This is a genomic window from Ferdinandcohnia sp. SAFN-114, assembly GCF_059415045.1.
In genome coordinates this window covers 1-23,133 of sequence record NZ_JBPFDQ010000032.1, presented here as the reverse complement: position 1 = coordinate 23,133, position 23,133 = coordinate 1, and the positions used below count along the sequence as shown (strand labels likewise).

Annotated in this window: 20 protein-coding genes and 1 pseudogene; 19 read left to right on the top strand and 2 right to left on the bottom strand. The window is 38.4% G+C overall.

The window, feature by feature from the left end:
- Positions 1-64 precede the first annotated feature (64 nt).
- On the top strand, positions 65-793 hold the full coding sequence (locus ACR65M_RS11970) for a glycerophosphodiester phosphodiesterase (protein WP_440273424.1): 729 nt from the start codon (positions 65-67) through the stop codon (positions 791-793).
- A 48-nt stretch (positions 794-841) separates the two neighbouring features.
- Here the strand turns inward: ACR65M_RS11970 and ACR65M_RS11965 are convergent, their stop codons facing one another.
- Entirely contained in the window at positions 842-1,105 is a 264-nt protein-coding gene (locus tag ACR65M_RS11965) for a DUF2627 domain-containing protein (protein WP_099351839.1), read from the bottom strand.
- A gap of 173 nt (positions 1,106-1,278) precedes the next feature.
- Here ACR65M_RS11965 and ACR65M_RS11960 point away from each other — a divergent pair, with 173 nt between their 5' ends.
- The 16 genes from ACR65M_RS11960 to ACR65M_RS11885 all read left to right on the top strand — a co-directional run bounded on the left by ACR65M_RS11960 (position 1,279) and on the right by ACR65M_RS11885 (position 20,962).
- Positions 1,279-3,000: a sigma 54-interacting transcriptional regulator gene (locus ACR65M_RS11960; RefSeq protein ID WP_341330925.1), complete on the top strand. Its 1,722-nt coding sequence runs from the start codon at positions 1,279-1,281 to the stop codon at positions 2,998-3,000.
- 158 nt (positions 3,001-3,158) lie between these two features.
- Positions 3,159-4,064, top strand: coding sequence for a phosphate butyryltransferase (gene yqiS, locus ACR65M_RS11955; protein WP_440273423.1), 906 nt, complete (start codon positions 3,159-3,161; stop codon positions 4,062-4,064).
- A gap of 34 nt (positions 4,065-4,098) precedes the next feature.
- A complete protein-coding gene (gene bcd / locus ACR65M_RS11950) occupies positions 4,099-5,196 on the top strand; it encodes a branched-chain amino acid dehydrogenase (RefSeq protein ID WP_440273422.1) in 1,098 nt (365 codons plus the stop codon).
- Positions 5,197-5,298: 102 nt separating this feature from the next.
- Complete coding sequence (gene buk, locus ACR65M_RS11945) at positions 5,299-6,423, top strand: butyrate kinase (protein ID WP_440273434.1); 1,125 nt, start codon at positions 5,299-5,301, stop codon at positions 6,421-6,423.
- A 181-nt stretch (positions 6,424-6,604) separates the two neighbouring features.
- On the top strand, positions 6,605-8,026 hold the full coding sequence (gene lpdA, locus ACR65M_RS11940; RefSeq protein WP_440273421.1) for a dihydrolipoyl dehydrogenase: 1,422 nt from the start codon (positions 6,605-6,607) through the stop codon (positions 8,024-8,026).
- Between the two features lie 80 nt (positions 8,027-8,106).
- Positions 8,107-9,102, top strand: a complete 996-nt coding sequence (locus ACR65M_RS11935) for a thiamine pyrophosphate-dependent dehydrogenase E1 component subunit alpha (RefSeq protein WP_341330929.1) — start codon at positions 8,107-8,109, stop codon at positions 9,100-9,102.
- A gap of 12 nt (positions 9,103-9,114) precedes the next feature.
- The gene (locus ACR65M_RS11930; protein ID WP_341330930.1) at positions 9,115-10,098 is read left to right on the top strand and encodes an alpha-ketoacid dehydrogenase subunit beta; all 984 of its coding nucleotides are present in this window, start codon (positions 9,115-9,117) and stop codon (positions 10,096-10,098) included.
- A gap of 44 nt (positions 10,099-10,142) precedes the next feature.
- A complete protein-coding gene (locus ACR65M_RS11925; RefSeq protein WP_440273420.1) occupies positions 10,143-11,426 on the top strand; it encodes a dihydrolipoamide acetyltransferase family protein in 1,284 nt (427 codons plus the stop codon).
- Between the two features lie 107 nt (positions 11,427-11,533).
- The gene (locus ACR65M_RS11920; RefSeq protein ID WP_440273419.1) at positions 11,534-13,432 is read left to right on the top strand and encodes a methylmalonyl-CoA mutase family protein; all 1,899 of its coding nucleotides are present in this window, start codon (positions 11,534-11,536) and stop codon (positions 13,430-13,432) included.
- Position 13,433: 1 nt separating this feature from the next.
- On the top strand, positions 13,434-15,632 hold the full coding sequence (scpA, locus tag ACR65M_RS11915; RefSeq protein WP_440273418.1) for a methylmalonyl-CoA mutase: 2,199 nt from the start codon (positions 13,434-13,436) through the stop codon (positions 15,630-15,632).
- Positions 15,625-16,725 (top strand): methylmalonyl Co-A mutase-associated GTPase MeaB, encoded by a 1,101-nt coding sequence (gene meaB, locus ACR65M_RS11910; protein WP_341330934.1) that lies wholly within the window; start codon positions 15,625-15,627, stop codon positions 16,723-16,725. The genes scpA and meaB overlap by 8 nt, the downstream gene beginning before the upstream one ends.
- 205 nt (positions 16,726-16,930) lie before the next feature.
- Positions 16,931-17,368: a BrxA/BrxB family bacilliredoxin gene (locus tag ACR65M_RS11905; RefSeq protein ID WP_440273417.1), complete on the top strand. Its 438-nt coding sequence runs from the start codon at positions 16,931-16,933 to the stop codon at positions 17,366-17,368.
- A 303-nt stretch (positions 17,369-17,671) separates the two neighbouring features.
- Complete coding sequence (locus ACR65M_RS11900) at positions 17,672-18,457, top strand: transporter substrate-binding domain-containing protein (RefSeq protein WP_341330936.1); 786 nt, start codon at positions 17,672-17,674, stop codon at positions 18,455-18,457.
- A gap of 39 nt (positions 18,458-18,496) precedes the next feature.
- On the top strand, positions 18,497-19,156 hold the full coding sequence (locus ACR65M_RS11895; RefSeq protein ID WP_121447982.1) for an amino acid ABC transporter permease: 660 nt from the start codon (positions 18,497-18,499) through the stop codon (positions 19,154-19,156).
- Positions 19,149-19,883 (top strand): amino acid ABC transporter ATP-binding protein, encoded by a 735-nt coding sequence (locus ACR65M_RS11890; RefSeq protein ID WP_341330937.1) that lies wholly within the window; start codon positions 19,149-19,151, stop codon positions 19,881-19,883. The genes ACR65M_RS11895 and ACR65M_RS11890 overlap by 8 nt, the downstream gene beginning before the upstream one ends.
- A 125-nt stretch (positions 19,884-20,008) precedes the next feature.
- Positions 20,009-20,962, top strand: a complete 954-nt coding sequence (locus ACR65M_RS11885) for an aromatic acid exporter family protein (RefSeq protein ID WP_341330938.1) — start codon at positions 20,009-20,011, stop codon at positions 20,960-20,962.
- 76 nt (positions 20,963-21,038) lie between these two features.
- Here the strand turns inward: ACR65M_RS11885 and prli42 are convergent, their stop codons facing one another.
- Positions 21,039-21,131, bottom strand: a complete 93-nt coding sequence (gene prli42, locus ACR65M_RS11880; RefSeq protein WP_165918224.1) for a stressosome-associated protein Prli42 — start codon at positions 21,129-21,131, stop codon at positions 21,039-21,041.
- 189 nt (positions 21,132-21,320) lie between these two features.
- Between prli42 and mce the strand changes: the two genes are divergently transcribed.
- Together mce and ACR65M_RS11870 are read left to right on the top strand one after the other, a co-directional pair.
- Positions 21,321-21,743, top strand: coding sequence for a methylmalonyl-CoA epimerase (gene mce, locus ACR65M_RS11875; protein WP_440273416.1), 423 nt, complete (start codon positions 21,321-21,323; stop codon positions 21,741-21,743).
- Positions 21,740-23,059 (top strand): annotated as a pseudogene (locus ACR65M_RS11870) (acyl-CoA carboxylase subunit beta); the annotation flags it as partial. The gene mce and the pseudogene ACR65M_RS11870, both read left to right, overlap by 4 nt.
- Between the last annotated feature and the right edge of the window lie 74 nt (positions 23,060-23,133).

Genomic DNA, 23,133 nt, shown 5'->3' with positions numbered 1-23,133 from the left:
TGGTTCTCCCTTTACTAAAATTACACTATAATGGAAGTATACCAAAAAAAGGAGAATATCAATGATGAAAACGAAAATTTTTGGTCATAGAGGTTCTGCCGGAACACACCCGGAAAATACAATGATATCGTTTAACGAAGCGGCTAGGGTTGGAGCAGATGGGATTGAGTTAGATATTCAAATGACAAAGGATGGAGTCATTGTGGTCATCCATGATGAAACCGTTAATCGTACTACGAATGGAAAACATAAGGGCTGGGTTAAAGATTATACATTAAAACAAATCAAAAAAATGGATGTAAGCTACAAGTTTAAGGATAAGTATGGTTTTTGTGAAATTCCGACACTTGAAGAGGTATTTGATTGGGCAAAATCAAACCAGTTGCTAATAAATGTGGAATTTAAGACCGGGTTAGTTTCGTATAAGGGTATAGAAGAAAAGACCTTGAAGATGATTCGTGACTATGGTCTGGAAAATCGAATTGTTTTATCAAGTTTTAATCATTATAGCTTAGTTAAGTGTAGACGCATTTCAACTAAAATTGAACTTGCCATTTTGTATATGGAAGGTATTTATAAGCCGTGGGATTATGCAAAACGTCTTAAGACGAACGGCATTCATCCATATCACCAGACGATAAATAAGGAAATAGTTGAAGAATCGAAGCTGAATGGTATTGCTGTACGCCCTTTTACAATAAATGATGAGAAAAAGATGAAGCAACTTATAGATTTTGGTTGTTCCGCGATCATCACAGATTATCCGAAAAAAGCGTTAGCTTTAACAAAATAACAATGTAATAAATAAACATGTAAAAAATCCTGCTTATAAAAAGCAGGATTATTTATTTTGCTCGCCAGCAGGTGAACTTTCGTTTTGAAATTTTTCCTGAACTTTATTTCTTTTCCGGTCACGGTGTAAAATAAATCCGCCAATAAAAGAGAGACCTGCTAAAAAGAAAATAAGGCCAATAATAAATTGTAGCATTAAGGATGGAATAGGGCTGTGTAAGACACCAAAAAACATATCCCTCATAAATTTAATTCCAACCCCTGCAATAACTCCTGGTATTAATAGCACTATTAGAGCTAGTATACGTTGCATATCAAAAATCCTTTCAATAAAAACGACCTATATATAAATGTAAGTCATTAATAAAATTTGTCAAGATGGAGAATTAAGGTTATTATATAAGTGTGCATTATTTTGCAAAGAGAGTAATGGGAGTATGTAAAATATTGCATGGTTTACATATTTGTTAGGGGGTGACTGTGGTTATGCAGAAAGTTATGGTCGATTTGATCTTAGATTCAACCCATGATGGAATGATTGTCATCAATATTGATAGCCAAGTCATCTTACTAAACAACAGTGCATCAAAGATGATTGGTGTCACGAAGGAAGAAGCAATTGGAAAACATATATATGAGTGTATTCCTGATAGCAGATTACCTGAAATACTTACGACTAGAGCCATTGAGGTCAACCAAGAATTCGTCCTGAAAAATGGACGTAAGATTATTACAACCCGAATTCCGATGGTCAATGAATCGGGGATGTTATTAGGAGCATTTGCTGTTTTTAAAGATATTACCGAGGTAGTAAATCTTGCTGAAGAAATTACAAATTTAAAAGAGATACAAACAATGCTCGAAGCAATTATTCAATCCTCTGAAGAAGCCATTTCGGTTGTTGATGAAGATGGAAGAGGAATATTAATTAATCGCGCATACACTCGGATCACTGGACTAGAAAAAGAGCAGGTAATTGGAAAACCCGCAAATGCAGATATATCTGAAGGCGAGAGTATGCACATGCAGGTTTTGAAAACAAGAAGAGCTGTAAGAGGTGCCCGCATGAAGGTAGGGCCTCACGAAAAAGATGTAATTGTTAATGTTGCACCGATCATTGTGGATGGAAAGCTTAAGGGTAGTGTTGGTGTCATTCATGATGTATCTGAAATAAGTCAATTAACATCTGAATTAAATCGAGCCAGACATATCATTCGTTCACTTGAAGCGAAATATACGTTCGACGATATCATAGGTTCATCTGAAGAAATGGAATTTGCTATTGAACAAGCAAAACTTGGTGCAAAAACTCCTGCTACGGTTTTACTTAGAGGAGAATCGGGAACGGGTAAGGAGTTATTTGCACATGCAATACATAATGAAAGTAAACGAAAATTTAATAAGTTCGTCCGTGTGAATTGTGCTGCTATTTCTGAATCGCTGTTAGAAAGTGAGCTTTTTGGATATGAGGAAGGAGCGTTTTCAGGAGCTAAACGTGGTGGCAAACGAGGTATTTTTGAGGAAGCGAACAATGGCAGTATTTTCTTAGATGAAATTGGAGAGATGTCCTTAAATACCCAGGCCAAATTACTAAGGGTGTTGCAGGAACGTGAGATAGTTCGAGTTGGTGGAACAAAACCAATACCAATTGATGTAAGAATTATTGCAGCAACGAATGTGAATTTAGAAAAAGGAATTGGCAACGGAACATTTAGAGAAGATCTCTACTATCGTTTAAATAAAATTCCGATTTATATCCCTTCATTGCGTATGCGAAAACAAGATATTAAACCACTAGCAGAACATTTGCTGCATAAAATTAATCAGGATTATGGTCGGACAGTCGAAGGACTAACTGAGGGTGCAATCAATTATTTGTATCAATATGACTGGCCAGGGAATGTTAGGGAGCTTGAGAATGTCTTAGGTAGAGCTGTAATCTTTATGAACTATCAGGAAAGACTAATTGATATAAAACATGTACAGCCATTACATAGTTTGAGTGAGAAGGCTCCTACCAAACAATTGTTAGCTGAGACTGAAATTAAGGATGTTCCACTAACGGAATTAGTAGAGAAATACGAAGCAGAAGTAATTGAAGAAGTATTAAGGTTAAATGGCGGAAATAAAACAGCAGCAGCTAAATCATTAGGGATATCCCTAAGAAGCCTGTATTATAAGTTGGAAAAATATAATCTTGCAAATTAAAGCACGCAATAATTTGCAAAGTATGCAGGAATTTGCACAAAAATATTAAGAGAAAGTAAGTGAAATAAAGCGCTTACAAAATAATATGTTGGCACGATAATTGCATAATAAAAAGGTGTAACAAAGGGAATTTTGATTGAAAAGAAGGTAAAGTCTAAATGAAACTTAGTGATCTTATTAATATTGCAGCCGAACAATCACAAGTGACCGTTGCAGTTGCAGCTGCTGAGGATGAAGAAGTACTTGAAGCTGTAGTAGAAGCCGTAAAAAATAAGCTTTCCCGATTTTTATTGTTTGGTAATAAAGAAAAAATTGAACAAATCCTTTCTTTAAAAGGGGGATATGAATTAGGACAAGAGGCAATTGTTGTAGTAAATATCTCTTCAAAAGAAGAGGCGGCAGTGGCTGCGGTTAAAGCTGTACATTCAGGAGAAGCAGATGTGCTAATGAAAGGAAATATTCCAACCGCGACTATTCTAAAGGCAGTTTTGAATAAAGAATATGGACTGCGGACAGGTAATATCCTATCACACGTTGCTGTATTTGAAGTGCCAGATTACGATCGTCTCATCATCGTTACGGATGCGGCGATGAATATATCTCCGGAACTTCAGGAAAAGATACAGATTTTAACTAATGCCGTAAAAGTGGCAAATTCAATCGGTATCTCATTACCAAAAGTTGCACCAATTGCGGCCGTTGAAGTGGTTAATCCTTCAATGCAGTCAACATTGGATGCAGCAGTTTTAACCCAAATGAATCATCGCGGACAAATTCCTAATTGTGTCGTCGATGGACCGTTGGCGCTCGATAACGCTATCTCTATTTCAGCAGCAGTGCATAAAGGAATCGCGAGTGAAGTGGCTGGACAGGCTGATATTTTGCTAGTTCCAACGATAGAAGTTGGAAATGCATTATATAAATCATTAGTCTATTTTGCAAAAGCAGAAGTTGGGGCTGTTATTGCGGGTGCTCGTGTCCCAATTGTATTAACTTCTAGAGCCGATTCTGCAAAAAGCAAATTATATTCATTGGCATTGGCTGTTTGCTCTGCCAGTAAGTAATCAACTTTTAGTCAATCTTGGGAGGAACATACAAATGGAAATCTTTTCTTACATGGAAAAATATGATTATGAACAATTAGTATTTTGTCAGGACAAACAATCTGGACTAAAGGCAATTATTGCTATTCACGATACAACGTTGGGTCCAGCACTTGGTGGAACACGTATGTGGACATATGCTTCAGAGGAAGCTGCAATTGAGGATGCGCTCAGATTAGCGAAAGGTATGACCTATAAAAATGCTGCTGCAGGATTAAATTTAGGTGGAGGTAAAACAGTTATAATCGGTGACCCACGTAAAGATAAAAATGAAGAAATGTTCCGTGCATTTGGACGTTATATCCAAGGGCTAAATGGCCGATACATCACTGCTGAAGATGTTGGTACTACAGTTGCAGATATGGATATTATTCACGAAGAAACAGATTTTGTAACAGGTATCTCACCAGCGTTTGGATCTTCTGGAAACCCATCTCCGGTTACTGCATTTGGTGTATACCGCGGTATGAAGGCAGCTGCAAAAGAAGCATTTGGTTCGGATTCACTTGAAGGAAAGATAGTAGCTGTTCAAGGTGTAGGAAATGTGGCGTACACCCTTTGTAAATACCTTCATGAAGAAGGGGCAAATCTAATCGTAACAGATATTAATAAAGAAGCAGTAGACCGTGCGGTAAGAGATTTTGGAGCCAAAGCAGTGGACCCTAACGACATTTATGGGGTGGATTGCGATATTTATGCTCCTTGTGCACTCGGTGCCACAGTAAATGATGAGACAATTCCACAATTAAAAGCAAAGGTTATTGCTGGGTCTGCAAACAATCAGTTAAAAGAACCTCGTCATGGTGACACGATACATGAATTAGGTATCGTTTACGCTCCAGACTATGTTATTAATGCTGGTGGAGTCATCAATGTTGCAGATGAATTATATGGTTACAACCAAGACCGTGCTCTTAAAAAGGTGGAACTCATATATGACACAATTGCCAAGGTCATTGAAATCGCAAAAAGAGACGGTATTCCTACCTACCAAGCTGCCGATCGATTGGCAGAAGAACGTATTGAAAGAATGAGAAACTCTAGAAGCCAGTTTTTACAAAACGGGCACCACATTTTAAGTCGCAGAAAGTAAAGGCTTGTAGTGGGGGAAGGCTTAAGCAAAGCTTTTCCTCCTTTTTACCTTCATTAAGTTGCAAACATGAATGCAAAACAAACGAAGCACAGCCTTAAGCAGATGGAGGTTTCAATGTTGCAGGACAAAGAATATCGAATTCTCGTTATCAATCCAGGGTCGACATCAACGAAAATTGGCGTATATGATAATGAACTTTCGGTTTTTGAGAAAACGATTAGACATGATATATCAGAACTAGACGCATATGAAAATATCATTGATCAATATGAATTTCGAAAAACAACTATTCTTGAAACATTAGATAAAGAGGGTATAAATATTTCAAAATTAAATGCCGTATGTGGAAGAGGTGGATTGTTAAGACCAATTCAAGGTGGGACTTACAAAGTTAATGATGAGATGCTTCATGATTTGCGTATTGGTTACGCGGGCCAGCATGCCTCAAACCTCGGGGGTATATTAGCATATGAAATTGCATCTGGCTTAAACATACCTCCATATATTGTCGATCCAGTTGTCGTTGATGAGCTTGAGCCAATTGCCAGAATATCGGGCTTTGATTTGATTGAGAGAAGAAGCATTTTTCATGCATTAAATCAAAAGGCAGTCGCACGAAGAATTGCGAAAGATCTCGGAAAAAAGTATGAGGAGTTAAATTTAATTGTCACTCATATGGGCGGAGGGATTACTGTCGGTGTCCATAGACAAGGGAAAGTAGTGGACGTTAATAATGGGTTGCATGGTGATGGACCATTTAGCCCAGAACGTGCTGGGACAGTTCCTGCTGGAGATTTAATCGATCTCTGTTTTTCTGGTCAATATTTTAGAGAAGAAATCATGAAAAAGCTTGTAGGTCATGGTGGATTGGTAGGATATCTTGGTACTAATAATGCAATTGAAGTCGAAAAAATGATTAAACATGGTAATGAAAAGGCGAAATTAATTTACCAGGCAATGGCCTATCAAATCTCCAAAGAAATAGGAGCAGCAAGTGCAGCCTTATCTGGACGAGTAGATGCCATTATTCTAACCGGTGGGTTAGCTTATGGAAATGAGTTTATTTCCGAAATTTCTAACCGTGTAAATTGGATTGCGGATGTCATCGTCCAGCCAGGAGAAAATGAACTAAGGGCACTGGCGGAGGGAGCATTGCGTGTACTGCAAGGGGAAGAGAAGGAAAAAGAATATCCAGGGAAACCACTTCAAACCCCGGTCTTAAAATAAGTGTTTAAAATGGAGGTTGAAAGGACCGAGAAGTTCAAGGCGGCGCAGCTTTGAGTACCGGAACGTATGCAGTTAATACGTGAGGAACGGAGAAGCAAGACAACGCAGAAATTAGATGTGTCATTTTCGGCCGACTTTTTAAACATCATCTTAAAATAAGTGGAGCGAGAAGGTGAATATCATGTCAAAAGAATATGATTTAGTGATTTTAGGAGGCGGGACCGGTGGCTATGTAGCTGCCATTCGTGCCTCACAGCTGGGACTGAAAGTGGCAGTAGTAGAGAAAGGTAAGCTTGGTGGAACCTGTTTGCATGCAGGATGTATCCCAAGTAAAGCTCTGCTTAGAAGTGCTGAAGTGTATGCAACGACGAAAAGAAGTGAAGAATTTGGTGTTATCACAAAAGATGTTTCACTAGATTTTTCAAAAGTACAGGAACGTAAAGCAAAAATTACTGAGCAATTATATAAAGGTGTTCAACATTTAATGAAACAAGGGAAAATCGATGTTGTTGACGGGTATGGTCGCATCTTAGGCCCATCTATATTTTCACCAATGCCTGGGACAATTTCAGTCGAAATGAATAATGGCGAAGAAAATGAAATGTTGATTCCTAAAAATGTGATTATTGCAACAGGATCTAGACCACGTTCTTTACCTGGACTTGAAATTGATGGGGAATACGTTTTAACTTCGGATGAAGCTCTTCAAATGGAGAGTTTGCCAAAATCAATAGTCATTGTTGGTGGAGGTGTAATAGGGATTGAATGGGCATCGATGTTGCACGATTTTGGTGTTGAAGTAACAGTCCTTGAGTATGCAAATCGAATTCTTCCAACCGAGGATCATGAAATTTCAAAGGAAATGCAACGGCTGCTTAAGAAAAAGGGCGTAAAAATTGTGACAGGTGCAAAAGTATTGCCGGAGACCCTTGAAAAAGGAGAAGGAATTTCGATTCAAGCTGAGCAAAAAGGCGAAATAAAATCTTTTTCAGCAGAAAAGGTTCTTGTATCTGTCGGCCGACAAGCAAATGTAGAAAATATAGGCCTTGAAAATACGGAAATTCTTGTAGAAAAAGGGTATATCAAAACGAATGAATATTTCCAAACGAAAGAGTCTCATATTTATGCAATTGGAGACGTAATTGGTGGTCTTCAACTTGCACACGTTGCATCCCATGAGGGAATTGTAGCGGTCGAGCATATTGCTGGTGAGAATCCGATGCCGATTGATTATTCACTAGTTTCTAAATGTGTATACAGTAATCCCGAAGTAGCGAGTGTTGGTTTTACAGAAGAGGAAGCGAAAGAAAAAGGTTACACAGTGAAAGTAGGGAAGTTTTCATTTAGAGCAATCGGGAAAGCCCTTGTTTTTGGTGAATCTGATGGATTTGTAAAACTTGTTGTTGATGAAGTTACTGACGATTTACTTGGTGTTCATATGATCGGGCCACATGTAACGGATATGATTTCAGAGGCTGGGTTAGCAAGAGTACTAGATGCAACTCCATGGGAGGTTGCACACACCATACACCCTCATCCAACTTTGTCTGAAGCGATCGGGGAAGCTGCTTTAGCTGTTGATGGTAAAGCCATACACGCATAATTTTGTTCTGTTTTTAATATTTTTTAATTAGCGGGCTTGTCCAACCTGCGAAAATAATGATTTTTTAAGGAGGTCTTTTCATGTCCGAAAATCGTCATCAAGCATTGGGGTTAAGTGATGATGCAGTTCTTGAAATGTATGAAACCATGCTTTTAGCAAGAAAAATAGATGAAAGAATGTGGTTATTAAACCGTGCGGGTAAAATTCCATTTGTTATTTCCTGTCAAGGTCAAGAAGCAGCACAAGTAGGTGCCGCATTTGCCCTTGAACGTGAAAAAGATTATGTGTTGCCATATTACCGGGATATGGGAGTGGTTCTTACATTTGGAATGACGGCAAAGGAATTGATGTTGTCTGCATTCGCAAAGGCTGAAGACCCAAATTCAGGCGGACGTCAAATGCCTGGTCATTTTGGTCAAAAGAAAAACCGTATTGTAACGGGTTCGTCTCCAGTTACTACACAAGTTCCTCACGCAGTAGGTGTAGCCCTAGGGGGAAGGATGGAAGGAAAAGATTTAGTTACTTTTGTTACATTCGGTGAAGGTTCATCTAACCAAGGTGATTTCCATGAAGGTGCGAATTTTGCAGCCGTCCACAAACTACCTGTTATCTTCATGTGTGAAAATAATAAATACGCTATTTCTGTTCCATACGAAAAGCAGGTAGCTTGTGAAAAGATTTCCGATCGGGCTATTGGATATGGAATGCCCGGTGTAACTGTCGACGGAAATGATCCACTTGAAGTATATAAAGCTGTGAAAGAAGCAGCAGACAGAGGCCGTCGGGGAGAAGGACCAACTTTAGTTGAGACGATCTCGTATCGTCTGACTGCACACTCATCTGATGATGATGATCGTGCATATCGTGAGCAGGAAGAAGTGGCGGAAGCAAAGAAGAATGATCCAATCCTCTCTTTTGCGGCTTATTTAAAGGAAGTAGGAGTTCTAGATAAGGAAAAAGAACAGGAAATCGTAGACCGTATTGCGAAGCTTGTTAACGAAGCAACAGACTATGCAGAAAATGCTCCATACGCGGAGCCAGAGCATGCTCTAAAATATGTTTACGCTGAACAGTAAGGGGGAAAAAGAATGCCTGTAATTTCATATATTGATGCCGTAACAATGGCAATTCGTGAAGAAATGGAACGAGATCCTAAAGTCTTTATAATGGGTGAGGATGTAGGAAAAAAAGGTGGAGTATTTAAGGCGACAAATGGACTATATGAAAAATTTGGGGAGCAACGGGTAATTGACACCCCTTTAGCTGAGTCAGCCATTGCAGGTGTTGGAATTGGTGCAGCAATGTATGGAATGAGACCTATTGCTGAAATGCAATTTGCAGATTTTATAATGCCTGCAGTCAATCAAATCATTTCTGAAGCAGCTAAAATACGATATCGTTCGAACAATGATTGGAGTTGTCCAATCACAATTCGTGCTCCGTATGGTGGTGGAGTCCATGGTGCACTTTATCATTCGCAATCCGTTGAAGCGGTTTTTGCAAACCAACCCGGCTTGAAAATTGTGATGCCATCTACCCCTTATGATGTTAAAGGATTGTTAAAGGCAGCTATTCGTGATGAAGACCCAGTTTTATTTTTCGAACATAAACGTGCCTATCGCTTAATTAAAGGCGAAGTACCAGATGATGACTATGTACTGCCAATTGGTAAAGCAGATGTGAAGCGTGAGGGTGACGATATTACGGTTATTACGTATGGCTTGTGTGTGCATTTTGCTTTGCAGGCTGCAGAGCGTCTTGCAAAGGATGGAATTCAAGCCCATATTCTTGATTTGCGTACCGTATATCCGCTTGATAAAGAAGCCATTATTGAAGCAGCTTCTAAGACGGGCAAAGTCTTACTGTTAACAGAAGACAATAAAGAAGGAAGTATAATAAGTGAAGTTTCCGCAATCATTGCTGAAAATTGTTTATTTGATTTAGATGCACCAATTAAGCGACTTGCTGGTCCAGAAGTACCTGCTATGCCATACGCACCAACAATGGAAAAATTCTTCATGGTGAACCCGGATAAAGTCGAAAAAGCAATGAGAGAGCTTGCGGAATTCTAAATTTGCGCAGAATATTATTCTGCTTAATTGAGGAGGTTTCATGATTGGCGACTGAAAAAATAACAATGCCCCAACTCGGTGAGAGTGTAACCGAGGGCACCATTAGTAAATGGCTTGTTGAAGTTGGAGATACAGTAAACAAATATGATCCATTAGCTGAGGTAATGACGGATAAAGTGAATGCAGAGGTACCTTCCTCGTTTTCAGGAACAATAAAAGAGCTTATTGCGGAAGAAGGAGAAACTCTAGCAGTCGGTGAAGTAATCTGTGTGATTGAAACGGCAGGAAGTGAAACTGATCAGAAGTCAACCCCCAGCACTGACAAAGAAGACACTACTGAAAAAGCTACAAATGTAGTGGCAGTGCAGAGTGATACTTCCCAAAAATTACGCTATTCACCGGCCGTTCTAAAGCTTTCACAGGAACATGAAATCGATCTAACTCAGGTGAAGGGGACTGGGGCAAGCGGTAGAATAACACGTAAGGACCTCCAGAAGGTGATTGAGTCTGGTCAGATACCGAAAGCAGGTCAACAAGTAGAAACAGTTGAGTCTGAACCTGTTAGCCAACCTGTTGCTAGCCCACAAACGAGTAGAACTGCGCCACCATCAAACATACCGGTTACTGTTGGTGATGTTGAAATACCAGTAACGGGGGTGCGTAAAGCGATTGCGGCAAATATGCTACGTAGTAAACATGAAGCACCACATGCATGGACCATGATTGAAGTGGATGCTACCAATATGGTTGCATACAGAAATTCTATTAAAAATGATTTTAAACAAAAGGAAGGGTTTAATCTTACATTCTTTGCGTTTTTCGTAAAAGCAGTCGCTCAAGCGCTTAAGGAATTCCCACAAATAAATTCAATGTGGGCAGGAGATAAAATTATTCAGAAAAAGGATATTAATATTTCCATTGCGGTTGCCACAGAAGATGCTCTATTTGTTCCAGTTATTAAGAATGCCGACGAAAAATCAATTAAAGGGATTGCAAGGGAAATCACTGAGCTGGCAACAAAGGTTCGAACTGGGAAGCTTTCAGCTGACGATATGCAGGGTGGTACCTTCACGGTGAATAATACAGGTTCATTTGGTTCTATCCAGTCAATGGGGATTATCAATTATCCACAAGCAGCTATACTACAGGTTGAATCAATCGTGCAACGACCAGTAATCATTAATGGAATGATTGCTGTTCGTGATATGGTGAATCTTTGTATGTCTCTTGACCATCGTGTGTTAGACGGACTAATTGCAGGTCGTTTCTTAGCACGGGTCAAAGAAATCATTGAAACTACCACGAAAGAAAATACATCTATTTACTAAAGACATTGCTTAGGCAGTGTCTTTTTTCTTTTATCTATTCATTGCGACATCCTATTAGATATACTAAAATTATAGTTGAAAACGATTACGAAGGTAGGGGAATCCTTGTGACAAATAAATCGAAAAATTACCAAGATATAACCTTCCCATCCATAGATTACGCGACATGGAAACAGGAAGCAGAAAAATCATTAAAAGGAAAGCCTCTTGAAAAATTACATAAAAAAACATATGAAAAAATCACACTAAAACCTATTTATACAAAGGAAGACATTCAGCATATACCGTTTTTAAAAGATATGCCTGGAGAAGGATCAAAAGTGCGCGGTTCAAAACTCACTGGATACGTGAACAATCCATGGCATGTGAGTCAGGAAATAGATATACAAACGCCTGAAGAATTCAATAATGCATTAAAGGAAGCACTTCAAAATGGGCAAACGATGATCCATTTTACATTGCGAACCGAGAATAACTCGAGTGACGGGCTGGACATACATAACGAAAATGATATGAAAAAAGCCTTTCATGGCATCTCGTTATCAAATACACCCGTATTAATTGATGCACAAACTGATTTATTACCTTTTTTATCATTGATTGAAGCTTATGCAAAAGAAGATTCTCTGACAGGGACAATCGGAATGGACCCACTAGCGGTATTAGTCGAGAATGGTCAGTTTCCTTCAAAACTTGAAGTTGCTTATGAACAATTATCAGAATCGGTAAAATGGGCCACAGAGAAACAACCCAATTTAAGAACAATTCTTGTCAAAGGGTCATCATATCATAATGGTGGCGCAAATGCGGTACAAGAACTTGCTTATACTATTGGGACTGGGATTGAATATATATCCGAATTACTCGATAGAAAGCATTCAATTGATGAAATAGCACAACGAATGACATTTACGTTTTCAATTGGTTCAAATGTATTTATGGAAATTGCCAAAATAAGAGCTGCAAGGATGATTTGGTCGACAGTTATTGAAGCGTACGGAGGAAATGAAGAATCCTCAAAAATGCATATCCATGCAAGAACATCAGCATTTACAAAAACAATTCACGACCCATATGTGAATATGCTACGGTCTACTTTAGAAGCTTTTTCTGCAATTGTTGGTGGAATCAATAGTCTACACGTTTCTGCATTTGATGAACCAATCAAAAGGTCGGATTCTTTTTCGAGAAGAATTGCAAGAAACACACAAGCGATTCTTCACAAGGAGTCCTTTTTAAATAGGGTGATTGACCCTGCAGGTGGGTCCTGGTATGTCGAAGCATTAACAAACGAATTGGCAGAGAGCGCATGGAAGCTATTAAAAGAAATTGAGTCACAGGGTGGAATGCTTGAAGCTTTAAAATCTGGAAGTGTTCAAGAAAGTATCTCAACAGTATTATCGGAAAGACAAAAAAATGTGAACCTTCGAAGAGATAAAATTGTCGGCACGAATATGTATGCGAATATTCAAGAGACATCGATTGGTCAAATAGTGCAAAAAGACAAAAAGCAAAGCTCAGCGTCATCCTCTTTCATCAATCCAATCCCATCAGTAAGAATTTCGGAAAGCTTTGAACTACTGAGAAAAGCTTCAGAGGATTATCTGCGGGCTACTGGTGAACGTCCTAAGGTTGGTTTAATTAATTTAGGTCCAATTCCTGAACATAAACCAAGAGCAGACTTCATTACTGGGTTCTTTGAAGCAGGAGGTTTCCAACTTTTGAAAAATGATGGGTATCTGAAAGTTGAGGATGCTATTGCAGGTGCAAAGGCTATGAATCTGACAACCTTTGTATTCTGTGGGAAGGACGAATCATACAAAGAAATGACAATGAGGATATGTAGTGAACTCAAGGAATTCAACAAAGACTATCGTTTCTTTATAGCAGGAAAACCAGAAGATGAGGCACAATTTCTAAATACAGGAATCAGTGGTTTTATTCATATGGGCACAAATTGTTTTGAGTTTTTACATCAATTACAACAAGAGTTGGGGGTGAAGTAACATGGCTAAAAGACTTGATCTTTCAAAAATAAAATTAAAGAAGTCGGATCTACCCTCTACTCCTGAACAGTGGACAAAGAGAGTAGAAGAAGAAATCAATCAATCTATTGAGGATTTACTATTTGAGACAAACGAACAAATTGCAATAAAACCTTTATATACAGAAAAGGATTTGGAGGGGCTAACCCATCTTGATTATATGCCAGGTATTCCTCCATTTCTACGTGGACCATATCCAACGATGTATGTTAATCGCCCATGGACAGTTCGACAGTATGCAGGATTTTCCACAGCAGAGGAAAGTAATGCTTTTTACCGCCGAAATCTTGCAATGGGGCAAAAAGGACTTTCTGTTGCATTTGACTTAGCTACTCATCGTGGATATGATTCAGACCACCCTCGTGTTGTTGGTGATGTTGGTAAAGCTGGAGTGGCGATTGACTCGATTCTTGATATGAAAACATTATTTGATGGGATTCCACTCGATCAAATGAGTGTTTCGATGACGATGAATGGTGCGGTTCTTCCAATCATGGCTTTCTATATTGTTACAGCAGAGGAGCAGGGGGTTCCTCCTGAAAAATTATCAGGTACGATTCAGAATGATATATTAAAAGAATATATGGTTAGAAATACGTATATTTACCCACCGGAAACTTCGATGAGAATTATTTCCGATATTTTTGAGTACACGTCTAACAAGATGCCGAAGTTCAATAGCATTAGTATTTCTGGATATCACATGCAAGAAGCAGGTGCACCAGCAGACCTTGAGTTAGCATATACCCTTGCAGATGGGTTGGAATATGTACGAACAGGAATTAAAAAAGGGATAGATATTGATTCCTTTGCACCTCGATTGTCTTTTTTCTGGGCAATTGGCATGAATTATTTTATGGAGGTAGCAAAGATGAGAGCGGCTCGACTCATTTGGGCGCAAATGATGAAGGCCTTCAATCCGAAAAATCCAAAATCACTTGCATTAAGAACACATTCACAAACTTCAGGATGGAGCTTAACAGAGCAAGACCCATATAATAATGTGACAAGAACATGTATTGAAGCATTGGCAGCTGTCTCTGGTCATACCCAATCCTTGCATACAAATGCACTTGATGAGGCGATTGCCCTTCCAACTGATTTCTCTGCCCGAATCGCTCGAAACACGCAATTATATTTACAAGATGAAACCGGGATTTGTAATGTAATTGATCCGTGGGGAGGATCCTATTATGTTGAATCCTTAACCAAGGAGCTTATGGATAGAGCGTGGAAGCATATTGAGGAAATTGAGGAACTTGGTGGAATGACAAAAGCTATTGAAACAGGTCTTCCAAAAATGAGAATTGAGGAGGCTTCCGCTAGACGCCAGGCAAGAATTGATTCTGGCAAAGAGACTATTATTGGTGTGAATAAATATCGATTACAAAAAGAAGACCCCATTGATATTTTAGATATTGATAATACGGCAGTTCGCTTGAAACAAATTGAGAGACTGAATGAGTTAAAAGCCTCTCGTGATGACAAAAAAGTCGATGAGGCATTAGCTGCTATTACAAACGCAGTGGCAACAGGTGACGGAAATTTGTTGGAGCTAGCGGTGAATGCGGCTCGTGTTCGTGCGACTTTGGGAGAAATTTCAAAAGCAGTTGAAAAAGCATCACAAAGACATAAAGCTGTTATTCGTTCGATTAGTGGAATCTATAGCTCTGAATATTCAAATGAGGAAGAGATAATGAATGTTAAACATATGACGGATGAGTTTATGGAGAATGAGGGAAGACGCCCAAGAATCCTGATTGCAAAAATGGGTCAGGATGGACATGACCGGGGAGCTAAAGTAATTGCTACTGCCTTTGCAGATCTTGGCTTTGATGTGGATATCGGCCCGTTATTCCAAACACCAGCAGAAACAGCCCTACAAGCAGTGGAGAATGATGTACATGTAGTTGGAATGAGCTCTCTTGCTGCGGGCCACAAAACATTACTCCCACAGCTTATAGAAGAGCTAAGAAAACTGGGACGTGAGGATATTATTGTAATTGTGGGCGGTGTCATCCCAGCACAGGATTATGAGTACTTGAAAGAACAAGGAGCTGCTGCTATTTTTGGACCTGGTACAGTTATACCGGTTGCCGCCCAAACCGTCATCGAGGAGATCTATCATCGTTTAGGTTATGAGGAAGAGAGCGATGAATGACAAGAAAAATCGTCCTGAGTGGGTGCCAGAAAATGCCTCTGATGGTTTTACAACCGAAATCGTGAAGGGAAAAGAGCAAGATAGTCCCTCTGAAAAACGTACATTTGTGAAAAAGAAAGAGCGTTCAATTGAAGAGTTTGTGCAAGGAATCCGAGAAGGTAATCGGGCAATTCTTGCACAAGCGATTACCCTTGTTGAAAGTAATGCAAACCGTCATCAAGATCAGGCACAGGCTGTTATCAATGAAATTCTACCCCATACTGGTAACTCCGTCAGGATTGGTATAACAGGGGTACCAGGTGCGGGGAAAAGTACGTTCATTGAGAGTTTCGGTTCGTATTTATGTGAACAGGGGCATCGTGTAGCCGTTTTAGCCGTAGACCCAAGTAGCAGTATTACAGGTGGAAGTATTCTCGGGGATAAGACGAGAATGGAGACACTTGCCCGAAATAAGAAAGCATTTATTCGTCCATCACCTTCAGGGGGGACCCTTGGTGGGGTTCATCGAAAAACAAGAGAAACGATCTTACTTTGCGAAGCAGCGGGTTTTGATGTGATTTTGGTAGAGACAATTGGTGTAGGTCAAAGTGAAGTGGTTGTAAGAAGTATGGTAGATTTTTTCCTTCTTCTCGTTTTGACAGGTGCAGGAGATGAATTACAAGGCATGAAAAAAGGGGTCATGGAGCTAGCTGATGCATTATTAATCAATAAAGCCGATGGTGACAATAGACAGAAGGCCAAGGTAGCGCGCGGAGAGTACAATCGGATTCTCCACTATCTTCAGCCTTCAACGAAGGGTTGGTCATCAAAGGCGTATACAGCTTCAGCACTTTATCATGAAGGTATGGAAGAGATGTGGAAAATTATCCAACGGTTTGTTAAGACGACGAAAGAATCTGGTGTTTTTACAGAGCGGAGGAATTCTCAAACGAAGCATTGGATAAATGCGATGATTAAAGATTATCTTGAAGCAAGCTTCTTTAATCATCCGTCGATCAAAACACAACTTCCCATTTTAGAAAATAAGGTTGTCCAGGGGGATTTAAATGTAACATCGGCTGTGAAAGAATTAATTCAGCTATATGAAGCATAAAAAAAGAAGGAGAGCAAAATATTGCTTTCCTTCCATCTAGGGAGTTTAGGGGTATGATCTAGATGTATTTATAGAATACCCGAATAATGTAATTTTAAACGTTCTATTGATATTTTAATCAAAGCATTTTCGTTTGTAAAAACATGTTGTAAATTGATATTATTAAAGAAGGCAATATAATTTTCTTTGTGGAGGAGTGTTTTAGATGGAAGTAGATTTCAATCTGTTTATGAATGATATAGTAACAACAGCTCGTAAAGAAATTTCGGAAGCTGGCTACCAAGAGTTAAAAACACCTGAAGAAGTTGAGGCAGCACTAAGCAAAAAAGGTACTACCTTAGTAATGGTTAACTCAGTTTGTGGTTGTGCAGGTGGAATCGCAAGACCAGCGGCAGCACATTCAATCCATTATGATAAGCGCCCAGATCAATTAGTGACCGTGTTTGCTGGTCAAGATAAAGCTGCAACTGAAAAAGCAAGATCCTATTTTGAGGGTTATCCGCCATCATCACCATCATTTGCATTATTAAAAGATGGTAAGGTTGTAAAAATGATTGAGCGTCACGAAATTGAAGGACATGAACCAATGGATGTAATCAATAAATTACAGGATTCCTTTGAAGAATATTGTGAAGAAGTATAAGAAGCCTTAAGGGCTTCTTTTTTTTGAAATAATTAAATTGTATGCATAAGATTGTTGATTCTTTATTGCTTTTCTACTTTAATTGTTTATATTAGTAAAGTGATTAGTTTGATTTATTGGAACGGCTTTTCCGTGTGAATAATCCCCTAATGCCCAATATAAGCAGAATAATAATACGTTCGAAAAAATAATAGAATTATTAATCAATTATTATTTTTAAAAAACATATTGTATATTTATGCAGATGTGTTAAAATACATTCTATCGAATAATTATAAACAAATGACATAGGGGGAAAACATAATGAAAAAGTTTTTACTAGTAACATTGTTTACTATTTTATCAATTGCATTTTTAGCAGCATGTGGGACAAGTGATGACAATGCAACTGGATCTGAAGAAGGAAAAGATGAGAAAAAGGTTTTAACAATGGGAACGTCTGCAGATTTCCCGCCATTTGAAACAATTGATGCAGCAACAGGAGAATATGTTGGGTTTGATATTGATTTAGCAAACGCAATCGCGGATAAACTAGGTTATGAGCTTAAAATCGAAAATATGGATTTCGGTGGACTAATAAGTGCATTACAATCAGAACGTCTTGATTTTATCATTTCTGGTATGTCAGCAACGGAAGAACGTAAGAAAAACGTTGATTTCTCGAATGAATACCATAAATCAGGAGAAATGTTTGTTACTTTAAAGGATTCAGATATTAAAGCTTTTGAAGATTTGGATGGTAAAACTATTGGAGTTCAATTAGGTACCATTCAAGAAGAAGGGGCTAAAAAAATTAAAGAAGAAACACTAAAAAATATTGAATTCTCAGCATTAAATAAAGCGCCAGAACTAATTCAAGAGTTAAAAGCAGGTAGAATCGATGCAGTATATTTAGATAAAACTGTTGCTGTAGGATTCATTGAAGAACTAGACCTAGCTGGATTCGACGACCCTACTGAGGCTTCACCAGGTATGGCGATTGCATTTGCAAAAGGTGATGCGCTAGTAGATGAATTTAATAAAGTATTAGAAGAGATGAAAGAGAACGGCGAATTAGAGAAACTTCAGAAACAATGGATAGAAGAATAGGTCAAAATTTTTGGTAGAAATGAGGTGTAAGGCATGGGTTTGGATATTGATTTCTCCGGAATCCTGCCTTCAATTCCGTTTATACTAGAAGGAATCGGTATTACGGTTTCATTTGCACTAGTATCGGCAATTTTAGGTTTAATTCTCGGGACAATATTAGCGGTTTTTAAAATAAGCAAAGTTTCATTTTTAAAGTGGTTTGCGGATATTTACACTTCTATTTTTAGAGGTACACCACTTATCCTTCAATTGGTTCTAATTTATTTTGCAGTTCCACAGCTATTTCAATATGATATTGATAAATTTGTAGCAGGAGTTTTGGCGTTCGGATTAAATTCAGGTGCATATATTTCTGAAATCATTAGAGCTGGTATTCAGGCAGTCGACAAAGGCCAACAAGAAGCCGCAGAAGCGCTTGGAATTTCGTACCGACCAATGATGTTAGATATTATCCTACCACAAGCAGTCAAAAATATTTTACCAGCACTTTTAAATGAATTTATTACCTTAACGAAGGAATCTGCAATTGTAAGTACAATTGGATTATTGGATATTATGAGACGGGCTCAAGTTGTCGGAGCAAACACATTCCGCTATTTTGAACCATTATTAATTGCTGGTCTAGTCTATTGGATTATCGTTACAATCCTCACATTCCTAGGCGGAAGACTTGAGAGGAGGTTGCGTCGTAGTGAGTAATGATCATATCAGAGTAGAAGGTCTTCATAAATCTTTTGGCAAACTGAATGTGTTAAAAGGGATTACGACCACCTTTAAACAAGGAGAGGTTGTAGCGATTATTGGTCCTTCTGGGTCTGGAAAATCCACATTTCTTAGATGTTTAAATTTACTTGAAAAACCGACACAGGGACAGATTTGGGTTGGTCAAGATGAGATCACAAATTCAAAAACGAATATTACGAAGGTTCGTGAGCATATCGGAATGGTGTTCCAGCATTTCCACCTGTTCCCACATAAGACAGTCCTACAAAATCTAACATATGCACCAATGAAGGTAAGAGGGCTTTCCAAAAATGAGGCGGAAAGTAAGGCTATGGAATTGTTAAAACAGGTTGGCTTATCAGAAAAGGCCAATGAATATCCAAATCGCCTTTCTGGTGGTCAAAAACAAAGGGTAGCAATTGCAAGAGCGTTAGCCATGGAACCTGAAATAATGTTATTCGACGAGCCAACTTCAGCACTTGATCCTGAGATGGTCAAAGAGGTTCTTACTGTTATGAAAGGATTGGCTCATACAGGGATGACGATGTTAATTGTTACCCACGAAATGGGCTTTGCTCGCGAAGTAGCAGATAAGGTACTCTTTATGGATGATGGAGTCATCGTTGAAGAAACAACTCCAAATGAGTTTTTCACAAATCCAAATAGCAAACGTGCGCAGGACTTCTTAGAAAAGGTTCTATAAAAAGAATGATCAACGTGATCATTCTTTTTTTCGTTTATTAAGTATAGTAAGATTAGTAAATGTGTTTTGTTTTTCCTCTATTTAACAATATAATAAATTTATTATGGATTTTTAGGAGCCGATTTATGTTCAAAATAGGTTATAGAACGTTAAAAACAGCTATAGGTACAACAATATCTATATCAATCGCAAAACTAATTGGACTAGATAGTTTTGCATCTGCTGGAATTCTAACGATTTTATGTATTAAAGTAACAAGAAAAAAATCGTTGGAAAGTTCATGGGAGCGATTTGTTGCGTGTGTAGTTGGAATCATATTTTCGTCTGTATTTTTCGAGGGTATAGGCTATCATCCATTAACCATTGGGTTATTACTGCTACTTTTTATCCCTACTGTCGTTATTCTAAAAGCAAAAGATGGAATCGTAACAAGTATCGTTATTATTTTACATATATTTTCAGCGGGTAATGTAACATTAAATTTAATTATTAATGAGCTAGGGTTAATTATCATTGGTATTGGTGTTGCGCTACTTGTAAATCTATATATGCCAAGTGTTGACAAGCAACTTAAGGCATACCAACAAGAAATTGAAATTCTATTTGGAAATATTTTAAACGAAATGGTTCATTATCTTCGAACAGGCGATAGTATTTGGGACGGTCGGGAGATAACAGCTGTTGAGGAATTATTAAAAAAAGCGAAAAACATTGCATATAGAGATGTTGAAAATAATTTAATGAGGGATGAAAATTTATATTATACCTATTTCGAAATGCGAGAAAGGCAGTTCGAGATTCTGCAAAGAATGTTACCTACTATTACTTCAATGACTCAGTCGGTGGAGCAGGGGAAGATGGTTGCCGATTTTATTATGGAGGTAAGCCAGTCCATTCATCCTGGAAACACGGCTATTGTATTTTTGAAGAAGTTAGAATCTATGCGGAAAGAGTTTAGAGAGATGCCATTGCCAGTAACCCGAGAGGAGTTTGAAACAAGAGCTGCACTCTTTCAATTTATTAAAGAAATGGAAGAGTATTTAATTATAAAAAGACTATTCAAGGGGTTGCCAACCTAATATTCTAACGTTTAAAGGTGACCAAAATGGTCACCTCCACGTTGTAAAAAAAACATGCATCACTTAAATGTTTGAATTAAAACCACATACCTACGCCTGCTAAGAGGGTAGTAATTAGCATTACTCCAATCATTAAATATACAACAATCTTTTGTGTTTTACGGGACATGTCACTTACTCCCTTCTGCTTACATACTTATTTATAAATATTTTACCTTGAAAAACCAACTTGGACAACCATTATGTATTATTCATTATAACTGAAAATACACAATTTATAATGAGTTCGTGCTACAATATAGTTATTATATGAAACGCTTACAATTATTGAGCGAGCGCTCGCTTGAGGAGTGAAAACATGATAAAAAAAATAGACCATATTGGAATTGCTGTCTCATCGATTGAAAATTCCCTCCCATTTTACACAAATATTCTTAATCTCCAATTAGAAGGCATTGAAGAAGTAGAATCAGAGAACGTAAAAGTTGCTTTCATTAATATTGGAGAATCGAAGCTTGAACTATTGGAGCCTCTTTCACCAGAAAGTCCAATTGCCAAATTTATAGAAAAACGTGGCGAAGGAATTCATCACGTTGCCTTAGGTGTGTCATCGATTGAAGACCGCATCCAAGATATGAAGGAAAATGGTATTCGAATGCTTGCTGATGAGCCAAAGCTAGGTGCAAGCGGTGCAAAAATTGCATTTATGCATCCAAAATCAACAGGTAGTGTCTTATATGAGCTTTGTGAGAAACCTAGTAAAGGGGAAACGAACAAATGATAGATATTTATGAAAAAATTAATGAACTATACGATCGCCGTCGTGAAGTTGAATTAGGTGGCGGAGATGAAAAAATAGACAAACAACATGAAAAAGGAAAATTAACTGCACGAGAACGAATCGACTTATTACTTGATAAAGGAACTTTTGTAGAATTAAATCCTTTTATTGAACACCGCAGCACAGACTTTGGCTTAGAAGATAAAAAAGGACCTGGGGACGGGGTTGTAACAGGCTACGGAAAAATAAATGGCAGACCGGTCTATTTGTTTTCACAGGACTTTACGGTGTTTGGTGGTGCACTGGGAGAAATGCATGCAAAGAAAATCGCAAATGTGATGGATCTAGCTGCTAAAAATGCGGCACCTTTCATTGGCCTAAATGATTCGGGTGGTGCAAGAATCCAAGAGGGAGTCGTTTCTCTTGATGGATATGGTCACATTTTTTATCGGAATGCAATATACTCTGGAGTTATCCCTCAAATATCGGTGATTATGGGACCTTGTGCGGGTGGTGCGGTGTATTCTCCTGCGATTACTGATTTTGTATTCATGGTTGAAAAGACGTCTCAAATGTTTATTACAGGGCCGAAAGTTATTGAAACTGTAACGGGTGAGAAAATAAGCTCGGAGGATTTAGGTGGGGCAAACGTACATAATTCGATTAGTGGGAACGCCCATTTTTCAGGTAAGACCGAAGAAGAGGTATTACAACAGGTGAGGGCTTTAGTGAGCTATCTTCCCCAAAATAATGAAGAAAAGGCTCCAATACTACCAGTTGAGGATAACGATGATTATAGACCCGACTTAACAGAAATCATTCCATTCGATGCAGTCAGACCCTATGATGTTCGAAAAGTGATCGAGCAAGTAGTCGATGCCGATACATTTATGGAGGTTCATAAAGATTTTGCGAAGAATATTGTTGTCGGGTTTGCAAGAGTAAAAGGGGAAGTTGTAGGGTTAGTATGTAACCAACCTAAATACATGGCAGGTGGACTTGATATTGATTCATCTGATAAAGCCTCACGATTCATTCGTTTTTGTGATTCCTTCAATATCCCACTTATTACATTTGAGGATGTGACAGGGTTCTTCCCAGGGGTAAAACAAGAACATGGAGGAATTATCCGCCACGGAGCAAAGATTTTATATGCCTACTCAGAAGCAACGGTACCTAAGTTAACTGTCATTCTTAGAAAGGCATATGGAGGGGCATATGTCGCACTAAACAGTAAATCAATTGGTGCTGATTTAGTTTTCGCATGGCCTAATGCTGAAATTGCAGTAATGGGTCCTCAGGGCGCAGCTAATATTAGTCTTTTTAAACCACACGCTCTGCGTGTGTGCAAACGAAACTTATAGAGTCGTACCAGAAGACAAAAAAAATC

What these genes read in the sequence shown, in the direction of transcription:
- ACR65M_RS11970 (WP_440273424.1), top strand. Translation starts at nt 65, where the DNA reads ATGAAAACGAAAATTTTTGGTCATAGAGGTTCTGCCGGAACACACCCG.
- ACR65M_RS11965 (WP_099351839.1), bottom strand. Translation starts at nt 1,105, where the DNA reads ATGCAACGTATACTAGCTCTAATAGTGCTATTAATACCAGGAGTTATT.
- ACR65M_RS11960 (WP_341330925.1), top strand. Translation starts at nt 1,279, where the DNA reads ATGCAGAAAGTTATGGTCGATTTGATCTTAGATTCAACCCATGATGGA.
- yqiS (WP_440273423.1), top strand. Translation starts at nt 3,159, where the DNA reads ATGAAACTTAGTGATCTTATTAATATTGCAGCCGAACAATCACAAGTG.
- bcd (WP_440273422.1), top strand. Translation starts at nt 4,099, where the DNA reads ATGGAAATCTTTTCTTACATGGAAAAATATGATTATGAACAATTAGTA.
- buk (WP_440273434.1), top strand. Translation starts at nt 5,299, where the DNA reads ATGGAGGTTTCAATGTTGCAGGACAAAGAATATCGAATTCTCGTTATC.
- lpdA (WP_440273421.1), top strand. Translation starts at nt 6,605, where the DNA reads ATGTCAAAAGAATATGATTTAGTGATTTTAGGAGGCGGGACCGGTGGC.
- ACR65M_RS11935 (WP_341330929.1), top strand. Translation starts at nt 8,107, where the DNA reads ATGTCCGAAAATCGTCATCAAGCATTGGGGTTAAGTGATGATGCAGTT.
- ACR65M_RS11930 (WP_341330930.1), top strand. Translation starts at nt 9,115, where the DNA reads ATGCCTGTAATTTCATATATTGATGCCGTAACAATGGCAATTCGTGAA.
- scpA (WP_440273418.1), top strand. Translation starts at nt 13,434, where the DNA reads ATGGCTAAAAGACTTGATCTTTCAAAAATAAAATTAAAGAAGTCGGAT.
- meaB (WP_341330934.1), top strand. Translation starts at nt 15,625, where the DNA reads ATGAATGACAAGAAAAATCGTCCTGAGTGGGTGCCAGAAAATGCCTCT.
- ACR65M_RS11905 (WP_440273417.1), top strand. Translation starts at nt 16,931, where the DNA reads ATGGAAGTAGATTTCAATCTGTTTATGAATGATATAGTAACAACAGCT.
- ACR65M_RS11900 (WP_341330936.1), top strand. Translation starts at nt 17,672, where the DNA reads ATGAAAAAGTTTTTACTAGTAACATTGTTTACTATTTTATCAATTGCA.
- ACR65M_RS11885 (WP_341330938.1), top strand. Translation starts at nt 20,009, where the DNA reads ATGTTCAAAATAGGTTATAGAACGTTAAAAACAGCTATAGGTACAACA.
- prli42 (WP_165918224.1), bottom strand. Translation starts at nt 21,131, where the DNA reads ATGTCCCGTAAAACACAAAAGATTGTTGTATATTTAATGATTGGAGTA.
- mce (WP_440273416.1), top strand. Translation starts at nt 21,321, where the DNA reads ATGATAAAAAAAATAGACCATATTGGAATTGCTGTCTCATCGATTGAA.